Raw genomic sequence first — 15,242 nt, 5'->3', positions numbered from 1 at the left:
CGCCGGGCCGACTGCCCGGCCGGGTCAGCGCCAGCGGGAGAGCAGCACCAGGGATCCGACCATCGCGCCGAAGCCCACCGCGAGGTTCCAGTAACCCCACGACAGGACCGGGTACGCCTGCTCGGAGAGGTAGTAGATCACCAGCCAGCCGATGCCGGCGACGATCAGCGCAACCGCCGTGATCGGCAGCCAGACCGGGCTAGGCTTGCGCGTCGCCGCCGTCGCCGTCGGACGCACGTCCGTCGGCGGGGTGTACACCTTCTTCTTGCGGACCTGAGACTTGGGCACGACGCTCTCCAGAGGGGGTGACGACCTCGTCCGGCCTGACAACCGGGCACGGGGGCGACGGTCCATGGCCAATAATGTTTCGACAGCTAGCGTAGTCCCGAAGGCCCGTCCAGGCCATGAATGGGGTCAGGCCGATGCGCCGAGTGACCGAAAAGGGCGGGACTGTTCGGGTGCCCACACCGGTCCGCGTCGTGGCGGGCTGACACCAGACGACGCGGAAGGAACGGTCGGTGGAGTACACATCCGGCGCCGCCTCCTGGCGGAAGGTCCTCCGGCGGGCGGTCATCGCCCTCCTGCCCCGACGCCCACGCCAGCGCCGACCGGGCTGGTCGATCGGGGTGCCGCTGATCGCCGCCGCGGCCGGGCTGCTCTTCACCACCACCGCGACGACCGCCGGGGGCACCGCCCTGCGCGAGGACCGCCGCCCCCAGCTCACACAGCTCATCGAGGACCGCCGGGAACAGGTCGCGACGAGCGAGCTGCGGGCCGCCCGGCTACGCGGCGAGGTCGAGGACGAGACCGCCGCCCTCGCCGACTCCGACGGCCCGATCAGGGATCAGCGGGACCGCGCCGCCGCCAGCCGCCAGGCCGCCGGGTTCACCGCGCTGAGCGGGACCGGCGTCGTCGTGGAGCTGGACGACGCGCCGCGACGCCCGGAGCAGGGGCTGCCCGAGGGCGCCAGCAACGACGACCTGGTCGTCCACCAGCAGGACGTCCAGGCCGTGGTGAACGCGTTGTGGGCCGGCGGCGCGGAGGCCATGTCAATCATGAACGTCCGCGTGCTCGCCACCAGCGCGGTACGCTGCGTGGGTAACACCCTGCTGCTGCACGGCCGGGTGTACTCCCCACCGTTCAAGATCGTGGCAATCGGCGATCCCGCTGCCCTCCAGCAGGCCCTCGCCGCATCCGAGGGAGTCCGGGTGTTCAAGGGCGTGGTCAACGACTTCCACCTCGGGTACCGGGAGACGGTCTCGACGGTCACCGTGCCGGCCTTCGAGGACTCGACAGCCCTGCGCGCGGCCAAGGTGCCCCGGTGAGCCGGACGCCCGACGACCGCTGGGACGGCCGGCACCCCGGCCGGGACGAGGAAGCGACCGACTTCCTTCCCCCGGTCGACCGGCCCGGCCCGAGCCCGTCGGAGCGACCCGGCCAGGCCGGCGCCTGGCCCGACCCGGTGCTGCCGCCCCGCTCGACGGCCCCCCGGGGCGGCGATCCAACGGCGCCCGGCACCCGGCCGAAACCGGCGGACACGCCGCCCGCCTGGCCCGGCCCCGCCACGAACCGTCCCCCGGCCCGCGCCCCCGAGTTCAGGGGCAGGCCCCCGACGGGTGCGCCCCAGCGGCCCGGTCCCACCCGGCCGCCCGCAGACACGCCGGTCCCCAGGCCGACCCCCGGCGCTGGCCCGTTCCCCGGGCCGACCCGGGACCCGCACGCCCGTCCCACCGCCGGTCCGGGGCGACAGCCCGACCCGTATCACGCGTCCGGGCGCGGACCCGACCCCCGGGCCGCCGACGGCCCGGGCCTCCCGCCGTACGGGCGGCCCGACCAGGCCACGCCGGAGTCGTACGGGCGGCCCGCCGACCAGGCCGCGCCGGAGTCGTACGGGCGGCCCGCCGGGGATCGTCCCGAGTTCGGGCCCACGAGCCGACCGGCGTCCGCCGCAGAGGCCCCCACCGCCTTCCTCCCGACGGTGCCGCCCGGCCGGCCACCGGCCACCGGCCCGGCCCTGGACTCGACCGCGCTGATGGGTGCCGTGCCCCGCACGGCGGATGGCCACGACCCGGGCGGTGCCGACGCCGAGCCGGCCGAGCCGCCCCGGCCGCGCCGTGGCGAGCGGGTGGTCCAGCTCCGGGCCGAGCAGACCGGCGAGGGCTACAAGAGCGTCTACTCCGAGCTGACCCGGCCGTCCGTCTGGACCCGGCTGCGCACCGGGGTGCGGGTCACCGGCGAGGTGCTGATCACCTTCGGCCTGGTGGTGCTCCTCTTCGCCGGGTACGAGGTGTGGGGCAAGTCGGCCATCGTCGACGCCCACCAGAACGACCTCGACCGCCAGCTCGCCCAGGCCTGGGGCGCGACCGGCGACCCGACCGTGGCCCCCACCGCCACCGCCACCGCGAAGCCGAAGCCGCCGGTGCACGGCAAGCCCCTCGCCGGGCTCTACATCCCGAAGCTGGACAAGAACTGGGTGGTGGTCGAGGGCGTCACCCAGGAGGACATCCGGTACGCCCCCGGCCACTACCCGGACAGCGCCATGCCGGGCGAGGTGGGCAACTTCGCGGTCGCCGGGCACCGCAACCGAGCCACGTTCTGGCGGCTGGACGAGCTGGACAGCGGCGACGCCATCGTGGTCGAGGGCAAGACCGACTGGTACGTCTACAAGGTCTACAAGACCCGGATCGTCAAGCCGAACCAGGTCGAGGTCGTCGCTCCGGTGCCGATGGAACCGGACGCGAGGCCGACGAAGAAGCTGCTCAGCCTCACCACCTGCAACCCGAAGTTCGACAACTACCAGCGCCTGATCATCCACGCCGAGCTGGACCGCACCGAGGCAAAGTCGGCGGGCCGGCCGGCGGAGCTGGAGGGCTGACGATGTACGGCTGGATCTGGCGCAAACTGCCGCTGGGGCTGCCCGGCAAGCTGGCCGGTTCGCTGCTGCTCGCCACCGCGACGGTCGCCCTGCTCTGGTACGTGGTCTTCCCGTGGGCGGAGCCGCTGCTCCCCTTCGACGACGTGCAGGTCACGCAGGACTCCGGCGTGCCGGGCGGCGACCCGGGCGTGGACGGGAGCGCCCCGGCCGGCGACGAGCACGACCTGCCGTACAACACTGACCAGAACAACACCCCGCCCCCCACCCCGAACAGGTGAGTCGATGCGCGTCCTGGTGATCGACAACTACGACTCGTTCGTCTTCAACCTCGTGCAGTACCTCGGCCAACTCGGCGTCGACTGCGACGTGCGGCGCAACGACGAGATCGACGTCGAGGAGGTGGGCCGGGTCGGCGCGGCCGGCGTCCTGCTCTCCCCGGGGCCGGGCAGCCCGGACCGGGCCGGCATCTGCCTCGACGTCATCCGCCGGTACGCGGGCGAGCTGCCGATCTTCGGCGTCTGCCTGGGTCACCAGGCGATCGGCGAGGCGTTCGGGGCGACCGTGGCCCGCGCCCCCGAGCTGCTGCACGGCAAGACGTCCGAGGTGCGACACCACTCGGTGGGGGTACTGGCCGGGCTGCCGGACCCGTTCACCGCCACCCGGTACCACTCGCTCACCGTGCTGCCCGAGACGCTGCCCGACGAGCTCGAGGTCACCGGCTGGACGGGATCCGGGGTGGTGATGGCGATGCGGCACCGGACGCTGCCGATCGAGGGTGTCCAGTTCCACCCGGAGTCGGTGCTCACCGAGGGGGGCCACCTGATGCTGGCCAACTGGCTGGCGACGTGCGGCCACCCCGAGGCGCTGGAGCGGGCGCCGGAGCTGGCCGCCGAGGTCGACGCCCGCCGCCGCTCCGCCTTCACCGCCGCCTGACGTCGACCGGTCGTTCGCGCCGCCCCGAAGGTCGACCGTCGCGTTCGCGCCGCCCCGAAGCCGGAAACGACGAGCCCGGCCCCTCTGGAGGGGCCGGGCTCGGAGGTCACTGCTCGGGGAGGCGGACCGGCGGGGTCGGGAACGGCTGTCCGCCGCCGCCGCCGCCCGGCGGCGGGGTCGGACTGTTGGTGGGCGTCCCGGTCGGATCGGTGGGCTCCGGGCTGGGCTCGGGCACGTCGACCTCGATGGTCACCCGCTCACCCTGCTCCAGATTCGTGCCACCCCGCGGGCTCTGGCCGGAAACCTTGCCGGCCTGGTCAGCCGGCACCTCGTCGCCGTCGACGATCTTCACCCGGTAGCCTGCCCGCTCCAACTCCCGCTTCGCGTCCTCCGCCGAAGAGCCGACGACGTTCGGCACCTCACGGATGTTGCCCTTGGAGACCGTCACCGTCACCTCGGTCTCCTCGGCGACCTTGGTGCCGGAGGGCGGGTCGACCGCCGTGACGTTCCCCTTGGGGGCGGCGTTGTCGACCTCCTTCTTGGTCACCCTTAGGTTCAGCCCCTTGAGCTGCTGCTCCACGTTCTTGAACGGGGAGCCGACGAGGGCGGGCGGGATCGCCACCTCCGGCTTGCCTCCGCAGAGCTGGATGGTGACCCCCTCGCCCTTCTCCAGCTTGGTGCTCGCCGGCGGCTCCTGGTTGACGACCGTGCCCTTCTTGCAGGTGCTGTCGAAGACCTGGTCGCCGACGGTGGGGACCAGGCCGGCTCCCTCGATCGCGGCCACTGCGGCGGCGCTGGTCTGACCCGCCACGTCTGGGACACCGACCTTCTCGGAGCCGCCCTGGTTCAGCAGGATGCCGGCGACCAGGGCGATCACGGCGAGCACGCCGAGCGCGGCGAAGGTGGCGATCACCCAGGAGGAGGCCTTGCGCTGCCGGGGGTCGCCGACCCGGGCCGGCGGCTGCTGCCGGGTGGCCGCGCCGCCGACGACCTGCGTCGGGTAACCCGACCCGGCGGCCGCCATCGGAGCGGTCTCGGCCTCCTGCATCACGGGGGTGGCCAGCACCGGCCGGCCGGCCGCCGCCCGGAGCAGGTCGGCCCGCATCTCGCCGGCGCTCTGGTACCGGTTGAGCGGGTTCTTCGACAGCGCCTTCAGCACGATCGCGTCGATCGCGGGGGTGACGTCCGGGTTGATGTCGCTGGGGGTCGGCGGGGCCTCCCGGACGTGCTGGTACGCCACGCTGACCGGGCTGTCCCCGACGAACGGCGGGTGGCCGCAGACCAGCTCGAAGAGCACGCAGCCGCCCGCGTACACGTCGGATCTGGCGTCGACGGCCTCGCCGCGCGCCTGCTCGGGGGAGAGATACTGCGCCGTGCCGATGACCGCACTGGTCTGGGTCATCGTGGTGACACCGGAGGCCAGGGCCCGGGCGATGCCGAAGTCCATCACCTTGACCTGGCCGGTCTGGGTGAGCATCACGTTGCCGGGCTTGATGTCCCGGTGGATGATGCCGTGCCGGTGGCTGAACTCCAGCGCGGCGCACATGTCGGCGCAGATCTCCAGCGCCCGGCGCGGCTGGAGGCGCCCCTCGATACCCAGGAGCTCCTTGAGGGTCCGCCCGTTGACGAACTCCATCACGATGAACGGCAGTGTCTCGCCGGTCGGCCCGGTCTCCTCGCCGGTGTCGTACACGGCGACGATCGCCGGGTGGTTGAGCGAGGCGGCGTTCTGCGCCTCCCGACGGAACCGCATCTGGAACGTGTCGTCCCGGGCCAGGTCGGCCCGGAGCATCTTGATCGCGACGTCCCGACCGAGCCGGAGGTCACGGCCGCGGTGCACCTCGGCCATGCCGCCATAGCCGAGCAGCTCGCCGACCTGGTACCTGCCACCGAGCAGGCGGGCCTGCGCTGTCATCGCGTCTGTCGTCCTTCGCTCGTCGTCGTCTCGTCGCCACCCGGCAGGAGCCGTTCCACCCGACGGTACGGCGTCCGGAAGGATTCGTCGCCCTCGCCGGCCACCGACGCACCGGAGGTCACGGCCCGGATGCCGAGGACGCCGGGATCACCGGCCGCCGAATTCTTCCGCCAGTTGTAGGAAATCACGCCGGAGCAGAGCAGGACCACTACGGCCAGCGCGATGACCAGCAGGACCACCCCTGAACTGGACCGTTGCGGAGGGGCCGGCGGTGGGCCGAGCTGCCGTGCGTACCCGATCGGGCCGGCCTGCCGGACCGGGGCCGGTGGCACGGTCGCGGCGCCGCGCGGGTAGGCCGGCGGGGCGGCGACCGGCGGGCGGGAGACGGCCGCCGGTGGCTGCGCCTGCTGGTGGGTGACCGGCGGGCGCGGCTGGTGGACGACCGGCGGCCGGGGTGCGGCGACCGGCGGCCGGGGCTGCGGCGGCGCGGACGTCGGGACCGGCCGCTGTGCCACCGCGGGCGGGCGGGGCGGCTGGCGCGTGGCGGGCGGCACCTGGGCGCGGGCCTGCGGGGCCGCCGGGGATGCCGGCGCGGCGGAGATCTGGCCGAGGTGCCCGGCGGTGCGGGACTGCTGGCCGAGCGCGAGCTTCGCCTGCCGGGCCACCCCGGCCAGGGCGGCGGCGCTGGGCCAGCGGGCGGTCGGATCCTTGGCCATCGCCCGTTCGACGATCGCCCGCACCGGCGGCGGGATGTCGCCGGGCAGCGGCCGGGGTGCGTCCCGGACGTGCCTCATCGCGATTTCAAGCGGATTGTCCCCCTCGAACGGCCGCCGTCCGGCGAGGCACTGGTACGCGACCACTCCGAGGGCATAAACGTCGGAGGCGGGCGTGGCGACCGCGCCGGTGGCCTGCTCGGGGGAGATGTACGAGGCGGTGCCGAGCACCGAGCCGGCTGCGGTGAGCTGGCCGACCAACTCGGAGCGGGCGATGCCGAAGTCGGTCAGCACCAGCGTCCCGTTCGGCCGGACGAGCAGATTTCCCGGCTTCACATCGCGGTGCACGATGCCCTTGCAGTGCGCCGCGTGCAGCGCGTCGGCGGCCTGGGCGAGCAGTGCCATGGTGCGGGCCGGGGTGAGTCGGCCGACCCGGCCGAGCGTGGAGGAGAGTGCGTCGCCCTCGACGTACTCCATCACCAGGAAGGCGATCTCCTGGTCGCTGCCGAAGTCGTAGACGTCGACCACGCCGGGGTGGTTGATGGTGGCCATGGTGCGGGCCTCGCCGCGGAACCGCTCGGCGAAGCCCGGCTCGTCCAGCAACGCCGGGAGCAGGCTCTTCACCGCGACCGTCCGGCCCAGCACCTGGTCGGTGCCGCGCCACACGTCGCCCATGCCGCCGCTGGCGATCCGCTCGTCGAGGCGGTAGCGGTTGCCGAGCTGGACGCCGGGGCTGAGCATGTCAGCGGCCCCCGGGGTCGGCGATCGCCGCCTGCATGATCTTGCCGGCGATCCGGGCCGCCTCGCCGCTGCCGCCAGCACCCGCCTCCTCCAGCATCACGCAGACCGCGGAGACCGGGTTGCCGTTCTTGTCGAACGCGAAGCCGATGAACCAGCCGTGGTCGGGAGTCTGCGGGCCGGACTGGGCGGTGCCCGTCTTGCCGCCGACCGTGTAACCGTCGATCTTCGCGTTGCGGCCGCTGCCGTTCTCCACCACGCTGACCATCATGTCGCGCAGGTCCGACGCGACGGGGCCGCTGACCGGCTGGCGCAGCTCCCGCGGCTTCGCGGTGTAGTAGCTGGTGGTGCGGTCCGGCGCGAGCAACTGCCGGACCAGGTACGGCCGCATCTGGCTGCCGCCGTTGGCCACCGTCCCGGCGATCAGCGCCCCCTGGAGCGGGGTCATCTTGACGTCGCGCTGGCCGATCGAGGACTGCGCCAGGGCGGCCGGGTCGGTGGCGCCGTCGGGGGCCTCCATCGTTCCGGTGCGGCTGGCCGCCGTCGGCAGCCCGCCCTCGCCGAGCTGGCCGACAGTGAGGTCCTCCTCGAAGCCGAACTGGCGGGCCTTCTCCTTCACCTTGTCGGCCCCGAGCTTGACGCCGAGCTGGGCGAAGCCGGTGTTGCAGGACTCGGTGACCGCGTCGAGGAGGGTGACCTGGTCCTCGGGGCAGATCGACGGCGCGGCGTTACGGATCGGGGTGCCCGAGGTCGGCGGGGTCCAGCTGGAGCCGGCCGGGATCTCGGTGTTCTTGCCGACGCCGTTCTCCAGGGCGGCGGCGGCCACCACGATCTTGAAGGTGGACCCCGGGGGCAGCACCTCCGACAGCGCCCGGTTCTTCAGCGGGCCGTCCGGAGCGTTGTCCAGCTTGTTGTACGCCGCCGTCGCCTCGTTGCTGTCGTGGCTGACCAGCGGGTTCGGGTTGAAGCTGGGCATGGAGACCAGCGCCTGCACCGCACCGGTACGCGGGTCGAACGCGATCGCCGCGCCCTTCTTCGCCCCGACCTTGTTGTCGGCCAGCCCGGTGTACGCCGCGTCCTGGGCCCGCTTGGAGAGGGTGAGCAGGACGTTGCCGCCGCCGGTCTCGTCGCCGGTGAACATGTCCCCGATCCGGTTGACGATCAGCGCGTCGCTGGTGCCGGCGAGGAAGTCGTTCTCCACCCGCTCGATGCCGGTGTCGCCGAGGTTGACTGGCTTGTAGCCGAGGACGTGCGCGTACTTCTCCCCGCCGGGGTAGGTCCGCAGGAACCGCAGCTTGCCGCCGGTCTCCTTGCTGGTGGCCAGGGCGGTGCCGCCGGCCTCGATGTTGCCGCGCTTGCGCTCGTACTCGGCCACCTGGACCCGGCCGTTGTAGTCGCTGTTGCGGTATTCGTCCGCCTTGTAGGCCTGGATCCAGTTCAGGTTCGCGAAGAGCAGACCGAACAGGACCATCGCGACGACGCCAACGCGGCGCAGGGGTGCGTTCACGGCCGGATCACCTCCGTGGGGGCACCGTGCAGTTGCTCGGGCGGGCCGCCCCCGGGTCGGGCCGCGGAGCCGCCGGCCCCGGCCAGCGGACGGCGCGCGCCGTCGGAGACCCGCAGCAGCACCGCGATGAGCAGCCAGTTCGCCATCAGCGACGAGCCACCGGCGGAAAGGAACGGGGTGGTCTGACCCGTCAGCGGGATCAGCTTGCTGATCCCGCCCACGATCACGAACACCTGGAGTCCGAGGGTGAAGGCCAGGCCACCGGCGAGCAGCTTGCCGAACGAGTCCCGCACCGCCAGCGCGGCCCGCAGCCCCCGCTCCACGATCAGCAGGTAGACCACCAGCAGCGCGGAGAGCCCGAACAGGCCGATCTCCTCGCCGATGCCGGCGAAGATGAAGTCGTTCTGCACCTCGGGGATCTCCAGCGGCTGCCCGCCGCCCGGCCCGGCGCCGAACAGGCCGCCGCTGCCGAGCGCCAGCAGGCCCTGCACCAGTTGGTAGCCGTCCTCGTACGGGTCGGCGAACGGGTCCAGCCAGATCTCGGCGCGCAGGTGGAAGTTCGCGAACGGCCCGCCGATCACGCCACCCAGCACGTACGCCAGATAGGCCCCGCCGAAGAACAGGATCAGGCCGATGAGCAGCCAGCTCACCCGTTCGGTGGCGATGTAGAGGGTCACCACGAACATGCCGAAGTAGAGCAGCGAGGTGCCCAGGTCCTTCTCGAAGACGAGCACCAGCACGCTCAGCACCCACACCGCGAGCACCGGGCCGAGGTCCCGCCCGCGCGGGAAGTCGATGCCGAGCACCCGGTGACTGGCCAGCGACAGCACCTCGCGCTTGCGCACCAGGTAGTAGGCGAAGAAGACGAGCAGGGCCAGCTTGGCGAACTCGCCGGGCTGGATGCTGAAGCCGCCGATGCGGATCCACAGCTTCGCGCCGTAGATCTCGGAGTACTTCGCCGGCAGCACCGCCGGGATCATCACCAGCACGATGCCGGCGAGACCCAGGGTGTACGCGTACCGCGAGACCGACCGGTGGTCACGCATCAACGCGAGCAGGACGGCGGCGAGGAACACCGAGGCGAGCGTCCAGGCGAACTGCCGGCCGCCGTTACCGGCGAAGATCGCCAGCGACTCCCGCTCCCCGGGGGTGGCCCTCGCCAGGTCGAGCCGGCGCAGGAAGCCCACCCCGATCCCGTTGAGCAGGGCCACCGCCGGCAACAGGGCCGGGTCCGCGAACGGCGCGAGGAACCGGATGACCACGTGCAGGGCGAGGAAGACGGCCGCCAGCACGGCGGTCGGGACCCAGAAGTCCGGGGTGACCGTGTCGAGCACGGTCGCCTCCACCGTCGCGCCGTACGCGGCCACGATCACCAGGGCCAGCAGCAGCAGGGACAGTTCGGCGTTGCGCCGCGACCTGGCCATGCGTACGCCGGACTGCTCGCCCGTCGTGGCGGGCGAGGCTGCCGGTACGGCCGCTGCGGTCACGGATGGTCCTCGGACTTTCTCAGCCGACGCTCACTCGGGTGACCGGCAGCCGGCGGGGTCCGCCGTGGCCGTGTCGGAGGGCAGCGTGTCGGGTGTGGTGGTGGGCGAGGACGTCAGGGTGGCGGCGGGTTCGCCGCTGGCGACCGCAGTACGGCTCGCCTTGGGGGTGACCGCAGGGGTGGGGGTCGCCGAAGCCGAGTTGGCCGGATCCGGCGTCGCCGTCGGGTTGGCCGGGCAGATCGGCTTGAGGTTCGGGTTGGCCGGGTCGTCGCTGGTCAACTCGGCCAGCCGGCGTTCGGCGTCCGGCTCGTTCTTGGCCGGGATGCCCTGCTTGACCTGCTCCTGCGCCGCCAGGGTGAGGTCGTCCAGCCGGGCGGGGCTGGTGGAGTGCACGGCCGAGAGGTCCAGGCCGGCGACCTGCCCCTGAACGCCCCGGAACACGGCCACCTGGCCCTGCTCGGTGGCGCCGACGTAGTACTGCCGCTGGGTGTAGCTCCAACTGGCGAAGAGCACGCCGCCGAGGATGACCACGAGGCCGACGAGCATCGCGGTGGTCCGCAGCGGGCGCCGCTTCGGGCGGTCGTCGTCCTCCTCGGCCGGCTCCTCGGGGGCGGGCGGCCGGGGCGCGGACAGCGCCGAGGCCCGCGCGGCGGGCGTGGAGACGTCGGCGGAGGTGGCCATGCCCCGGTCGCGGGCGGCGGCGCCACCGACGATCGGGCTCGCCTCGACGATGTCCTGGGCGGTGGCGTCGGCGATGATCACCGTGATGTTGTCCGGGCCGCCGCCGCGCAGCGCGAGCTGCACCAGCCGTTCGACGCACTGCTGCGGGTCGGTGTACTCGCGCAGGGAGTCGCCGATCGTCTCCGCGCTGACGACGCCGGAGAGGCCGTCGCTGCAGATCAGGTAGCGGTCGCCGGGCAGCACCTGCCGGACGCTGTACTCCGGGTCGATGTCGCGGCCGTCGAGCGCCCGGGTGAGCAGCGAACGCTGGGGGTGACTGCTCGCCTCCTCGGCGCTGATCCGGCCCTCGTCGACGAGCATCTGGACGTACGTGTCGTCCTTGGTGATCTGCGCGAACTCACCGTTGCGCAGGAGATAGGCCCGCGAGTCACCGATGTGGACCATGCCCAGCTTGGTGCCGGAGAACAGGGTCGCGGTCAGCGTGGTCCCCATCCCCTCCAGCTGCGGGTTGGCGTCCACTGTGTCGCGGAGCTGCTGGTTGGCGGTGCCCACGGCCGAGCGCAACGCGTCGACCAGGGCGTCACCGGGGACGTCCTGGTCAAGCGGCTCCATGGCACCGATGACGATGTTGCTGGCGACGTCACCGGCGGCCATGCCGCCCATGCCGTCGGCGACGGCGAGAAGCCGCGGTCCGGCGTAGACGGAGTCCTGATTACCGTCTCGGATCAGACCGCGGTCGCTGTGGGCCGCATAGCGCAGGGTCAGAGTCATGGCCGTAATTCGAGAGAGGTGCGGCCGATACGGATCGGCACGCCGAGGGGGACGGGGGTTGGTCCGGTGACCTTAGCGCGATCCAGGTAGGTGCCGTTAGTCGATCCGAGGTCCTCGACGAACCATTGCCCGTCACGCGGCACGAGTCGGGCGTGTCGCGCGGAGGCGTAGTCGTCGGTGATGACGAGGGTCGAATCCTCGGCCCGACCGATGGTGATCTGCGATTCGCCCAGGGTGATCCGGGTGCCGGCGAGCTGGCCGGCGGTCACCACCATCTGGTGTGCGGCCCTGCCCCGTTTCACCTTCGCCGGCTTGGCCAGCGGCTGCCCGGTCGAGGCCCCCACGGCCCGTGGCGCAGCCACCAGGCGACCCGAGCGGGCACCCGCGAACAGGTCCCGGCGGATGACGCCGACCACCGTGAACACGAAGATCCACAACAGGATGAGGAACCCGAACCGGGCGACGGTGATGACGAGTTCCGGCAAGGCGGATCAGCCGTCCACGCGGAAGGTCAGGGTGGTGGTGCCGAGCTGGATCATGTCGCCCGGGTTGAGGGCGACGGCGGAGACCCGCTGGCCGTTGACCATGGTGCCGTTGGTCGACCCGAGGTCGGTCAGCACGACCTGGCCACCGTCGAAGTCCAGCCGGGCGTGTCGCCGGGAGATGCCGACGTCCGGCAGGCGCAGGTTGGCCTGGTCGCCGCGGCCGATCACCGTCGAGCCCATCTGGAGCGGGTAGGTGCGGCCGTCGCCGGAGACCAGCCGGACGTTGCGCCCGCCGCCGTGCCCGGGCGGCGGGCCGTAGCCGCCGCCCTGGTCGTACGCCGGGTACGCGGGCGGGCCCTGGTCGTAGCCGCCCTGGTCGTAGCCGGGCGCGGAGACCGGGGCGACGTCGCCGCCGGTGTAGACCTCGGCGGTGACCCGGAACATCCCGGTGTCGAGGCCCTCGCCGCGCTCGATCTCGACGATCACGTCGCCGTAGACCGTCCAGGCCTGCTCGCCGATGAACTCCGCCTGCGACTGGGCCAGCTCCTGGGCCAGCGCGGCGGCGTACGGCGCCAGACGGCTGTGGTCGTAGGGCGAGAGATCGATCACGTAGCGGTTGGGCACCAGCGTTCGCCCACCGGCCAGGATCGCCTTGTGCGCCTCGGCCTCCCGCTGCATGGCGTTGAGGATCTCCACAGGGTGGACCACCCCTTTGAAGACCTTGGCGAAGGCTCCCTCGACCAGGCCTTCCAAACGCTTCTCAAAGCGTTGCAGCACGCTCACCGGCTCCTCCTCGGGTCCCGAGGACATGATGGTATCCGGCCGGCGCGCATGCAGCTCACACGCCGCTCGGCCGCCCGCTGCCGGCCCGCTCGGACGGGCCGGTGCCCTCGTGCTACAGTTTCGTCCGCCACGAACGGTAACCGGTCGTGGCCAGGGTCGGAAAGACCGTAGGATGTGTCGGGCCGCTGGCGACAGCGAAACCGGGGCGGGCTACAGTATTACCGGTCAGCCACGGGGAAGTGGCGGAATGGCAGACGCGCACGGTTCAGGTCCGTGTGTCCGAAAGGACGTGGGGGTTCAACTCCCCCCTTCCCCACCAGATCGAGGGCTTCGCAGCGATGCGGGGCCCTTGAGTCATTCCGGGGGGCTGCGTCGCGTCCGGCCGGTGCCGGACGTCACGCTATGCTCCGATCGTTTCCCTGCCTCCTATGGACCAGGAGTGGCGTGTGAGTGTCGCGTTGGTGACCGGGTCGGGCGGCCTGATCGGTTCCGAGGCGGTCCGGCACTTCGCCGGCCTCGGTCTCGACGTCGTCGGCATCGACAACGACATGCGGCAGGAGTTCTTCGGCGCCGAGGCGTCGACCGCATGGAACGTCCGGCGGCTGACCGAGGAGCTGGGCGGGGCGTACTCCCACCACAGCATCGACATCCGGGACCGCGACTCGCTGGCGACGCTCTTTGCCCGGTACGGCCGCGACATCGCCGTGGTGATCCACACCGCCGCGCAGCCGTCGCACGACTGGGCGGTCCGGGACCCGTTCACCGACTTCGACGTCAACGCCGGCGGCACCCTCAACGTGCTGCAGAACGTCCGCGAGCACTGCATCGAGGCGCCGGTGATCCACTGCTCCACCAACAAGGTGTACGGCGACCGCCCCAACAGCCTCCCCCTGGCCGAGTTGGAGACCCGGTGGGAGATCGAGCCGGGGCACCCGTACGAGCAGGGCATCCGCGAGGACATGTCGATCGACGCCTGCCTGCACTCGGTCTTCGGCGCGTCCAAGGTCGCCGCCGACGTGATGGTGCAGGAGTACGGCCGCTACTTCGACATGCGGACCGCCTGCTTCCGGGGCGGCACGCTGACCGGCCCGGCGCACTCCGCGACCGAGCTGCACGGCTTCCTCGGGTACGTGATGCGGGCCAACATGGAACGCCGGACGTACAAGATCTTCGGTTACCAGGGCAAGCAGGTCCGGGACGCGATCCACAGCTCAGACGTGGTGTCGGCATTCGAGGCGTTCTTCCGCAACCCGCGCTCGGCTGCCGTCTACAACCTCGGCGGCGGGCGGCACTCCAACACCTCCAACCGGGAGGCGTTCGCCCTGGCCGAGGAGATCACCGGCCAGGAGATGGTCACCGAGTACGTCGAGGCGAACCGGGTCGGCGACCACAAGTGGTGGATCGGCTCCAACGAGGCGTTCCAGGCCGACTACCCGGGCTGGAAGCAGGTCTACGACGTCCCGATGATCATGCGGGAGATCCACGAGGCCAACGTGGACAAATGGGTTCCGGGCGCATGACGGTCGGCAGCAAGCGCAACGTCCTCGGCGTCCTGGTCGACGCCACCGACTACGCCACCGCGACCGAGCGGGTGGTGGCCGCGGCGCGCGAGCGCCGGCCGCTGGCGCTGACCGCGCTCGCCGTGCACGGCGTGATGACCGGCGTGCTCGACCCGGCGCACAACGCCCGGCTCAACTCGTTCGACGTGGTCACCCCGGACGGGCAGCCGGTGCGCTGGGCGCTGAACCTGCTGCACCACGCCGGCCTGGCCGACCGGGTCTACGGCCCGCTGCTGACCCTGCACGTGCTGCGCCGCTTCGCCGAGGAGGGCCTGCCGGTCTACCTCTACGGCTCGACGGAGGACACCCTGGGCCGGCTGATCCCGGAGCTGGAGCGGATGTTCCCGGCCCTGAAGATCGCCGGGGTGGAGCCGTCGAAGTTCCGGGCCGTGCAGCCGGGCGAGGACGTCGAGATCGCCGACCGGATCAAAGCCAGCGGTGCCCGGCTCGTCCTGGTCGGGCTGGGCTGCCCCCGCCAGGAGATCTGGGCGTACGCCATGCGGCCCCTGCTCGACATGCCGCTGATGGCGGTCGGGGCGGCCTTCGACTACCACGCGGGCCTGCTCCGCAAGCCGCCGCCGTGGATGCAGCGGGCCGGCCTGGAGTGGTTCTGGCGGCTCGGCCTGGAGCCGAAGCGGCTCTGGCGCCGGTACGTCATCCTCAACCCGGCCTACCTGGGCCGGCTGGCGGCGCAGAAGACCGGCCTGTGGAAGGCCAAGCCGCCCGCCCCGGCCAACGAGCGCCCCGCCACCTTCGCGGTCTGACCGGCCTCTTCCGGTCCCCGCCCCTAGTGGT

At 72.2% G+C, this 15,242-nt stretch carries 14 protein-coding genes and 1 tRNA gene; 7 read left to right on the top strand and 8 right to left on the bottom strand.

What is annotated here, in order from left to right:
* Positions 1-24: 24 nt before the first annotated feature.
* Positions 25-288, bottom strand: coding sequence for a cell division protein CrgA (locus OG617_RS14330; RefSeq protein WP_396676600.1), 264 nt, complete (start codon positions 286-288; stop codon positions 25-27).
* A gap of 230 nt (positions 289-518) precedes the next feature.
* Here OG617_RS14330 and OG617_RS14325 point away from each other — a divergent pair, with 230 nt between their 5' ends.
* From OG617_RS14325 to OG617_RS14310, 4 genes are read left to right on the top strand one after another with little or no spacing between them, the layout of a single operon-like run.
* Entirely contained in the window at positions 519-1,325 is an 807-nt protein-coding gene (locus OG617_RS14325; RefSeq protein ID WP_405102061.1) for a DUF881 domain-containing protein, read from the top strand.
* Positions 1,322-2,875: a class E sortase gene (locus OG617_RS14320; RefSeq protein ID WP_405102059.1), complete on the top strand. Its 1,554-nt coding sequence runs from the start codon at positions 1,322-1,324 to the stop codon at positions 2,873-2,875. The genes OG617_RS14325 and OG617_RS14320 overlap by 4 nt, the downstream gene beginning before the upstream one ends.
* A 2-nt stretch (positions 2,876-2,877) precedes the next feature.
* Positions 2,878-3,153 (top strand): hypothetical protein, encoded by a 276-nt coding sequence (locus OG617_RS14315; protein WP_405102057.1) that lies wholly within the window; start codon positions 2,878-2,880, stop codon positions 3,151-3,153.
* Between the two features lie 4 nt (positions 3,154-3,157).
* Positions 3,158-3,808 (top strand): aminodeoxychorismate/anthranilate synthase component II, encoded by a 651-nt coding sequence (locus OG617_RS14310; RefSeq protein WP_405102055.1) that lies wholly within the window; start codon positions 3,158-3,160, stop codon positions 3,806-3,808.
* A 106-nt stretch (positions 3,809-3,914) separates the two neighbouring features.
* Here the strand turns inward: OG617_RS14310 and pknB are convergent, their stop codons facing one another.
* The 7 genes from pknB to OG617_RS14275 all read right to left on the bottom strand — a co-directional run bounded on the left by pknB (position 3,915) and on the right by OG617_RS14275 (position 12,915).
* Positions 3,915-5,723, bottom strand: a complete 1,809-nt coding sequence (gene pknB / locus OG617_RS14305; RefSeq protein WP_405102053.1) for a Stk1 family PASTA domain-containing Ser/Thr kinase — start codon at positions 5,721-5,723, stop codon at positions 3,915-3,917.
* A complete protein-coding gene (locus OG617_RS14300; RefSeq protein WP_405102051.1) occupies positions 5,720-7,177 on the bottom strand; it encodes a protein kinase domain-containing protein in 1,458 nt (485 codons plus the stop codon). Before OG617_RS14300 ends, pknB begins: the two co-directional genes overlap by 4 nt.
* 1 nt (position 7,178) lies before the next feature.
* Entirely contained in the window at positions 7,179-8,681 is a 1,503-nt protein-coding gene (locus OG617_RS14295; protein ID WP_405102049.1) for a peptidoglycan D,D-transpeptidase FtsI family protein, read from the bottom strand.
* Complete coding sequence (locus tag OG617_RS14290; protein ID WP_405103700.1) at positions 8,678-10,105, bottom strand: FtsW/RodA/SpoVE family cell cycle protein; 1,428 nt, start codon at positions 10,103-10,105, stop codon at positions 8,678-8,680. Before OG617_RS14290 ends, OG617_RS14295 begins: the two co-directional genes overlap by 4 nt.
* Before the next feature lie 93 nt (positions 10,106-10,198).
* The gene (locus OG617_RS14285; protein WP_405102047.1) at positions 10,199-11,620 is read right to left on the bottom strand and encodes a PP2C family protein-serine/threonine phosphatase; all 1,422 of its coding nucleotides are present in this window, start codon (positions 11,618-11,620) and stop codon (positions 10,199-10,201) included.
* Entirely contained in the window at positions 11,617-12,105 is a 489-nt protein-coding gene (locus OG617_RS14280; protein WP_161688774.1) for an FHA domain-containing protein, read from the bottom strand. The genes OG617_RS14285 and OG617_RS14280 overlap by 4 nt, the downstream gene beginning before the upstream one ends.
* Positions 12,106-12,111: 6 nt before the next feature.
* A complete protein-coding gene (locus tag OG617_RS14275) occupies positions 12,112-12,915 on the bottom strand; it encodes a DUF3662 and FHA domain-containing protein (protein ID WP_161688773.1) in 804 nt (267 codons plus the stop codon).
* 206 nt (positions 12,916-13,121) lie between these two features.
* Between OG617_RS14275 and OG617_RS14270 the strand changes: the two genes are divergently transcribed.
* From OG617_RS14270 to OG617_RS14260, 3 genes are all read left to right on the top strand, one after another.
* Positions 13,122-13,207, top strand: a tRNA-Leu gene (locus tag OG617_RS14270).
* A 127-nt stretch (positions 13,208-13,334) separates the two neighbouring features.
* The gene (locus tag OG617_RS14265; protein ID WP_405102044.1) at positions 13,335-14,408 is read left to right on the top strand and encodes an NAD-dependent epimerase/dehydratase family protein; all 1,074 of its coding nucleotides are present in this window, start codon (positions 13,335-13,337) and stop codon (positions 14,406-14,408) included.
* On the top strand, positions 14,390-15,211 hold the full coding sequence (locus OG617_RS14260) for a WecB/TagA/CpsF family glycosyltransferase (RefSeq protein WP_405102042.1): 822 nt from the start codon (positions 14,390-14,392) through the stop codon (positions 15,209-15,211). Before OG617_RS14265 ends, OG617_RS14260 begins: the two co-directional genes overlap by 19 nt.
* The last annotated feature ends 31 nt before the right edge of the window (positions 15,212-15,242 follow it).

This window comes from Micromonospora sp. NBC_01412, from assembly GCF_045040215.1.
Lineage (GTDB): Bacteria > Actinomycetota > Actinomycetes > Mycobacteriales > Micromonosporaceae > Micromonospora > Micromonospora rubida.
Note: the sequence above shows the minus strand (reverse complement) of the source record. Positions and strands in the feature narration are given on the sequence as shown.

Bases quoted from the DNA above. Each gene is read 5' to 3' on its own strand.
- OG617_RS14310 (WP_405102055.1), top strand. From the start codon at position 3,158: ATGCGCGTCCTGGTGATCGACAACTACGACTCGTTCGTCTTCAACCTC.
- OG617_RS14260 (WP_405102042.1), top strand. From the start codon at position 14,390: ATGGGTTCCGGGCGCATGACGGTCGGCAGCAAGCGCAACGTCCTCGGC.
- pknB (WP_405102053.1), bottom strand. From the start codon at position 5,723: ATGACAGCGCAGGCCCGCCTGCTCGGTGGCAGGTACCAGGTCGGCGAG.
- OG617_RS14285 (WP_405102047.1), bottom strand. From the start codon at position 11,620: ATGACTCTGACCCTGCGCTATGCGGCCCACAGCGACCGCGGTCTGATC.
- OG617_RS14315 (WP_405102057.1), top strand. From the start codon at position 2,878: ATGTACGGCTGGATCTGGCGCAAACTGCCGCTGGGGCTGCCCGGCAAG.
- OG617_RS14275 (WP_161688773.1), bottom strand. From the start codon at position 12,915: ATGTCCTCGGGACCCGAGGAGGAGCCGGTGAGCGTGCTGCAACGCTTT.
- OG617_RS14300 (WP_405102051.1), bottom strand. From the start codon at position 7,177: ATGCTCAGCCCCGGCGTCCAGCTCGGCAACCGCTACCGCCTCGACGAG.
- OG617_RS14290 (WP_405103700.1), bottom strand. From the start codon at position 10,105: ATGGCCAGGTCGCGGCGCAACGCCGAACTGTCCCTGCTGCTGCTGGCC.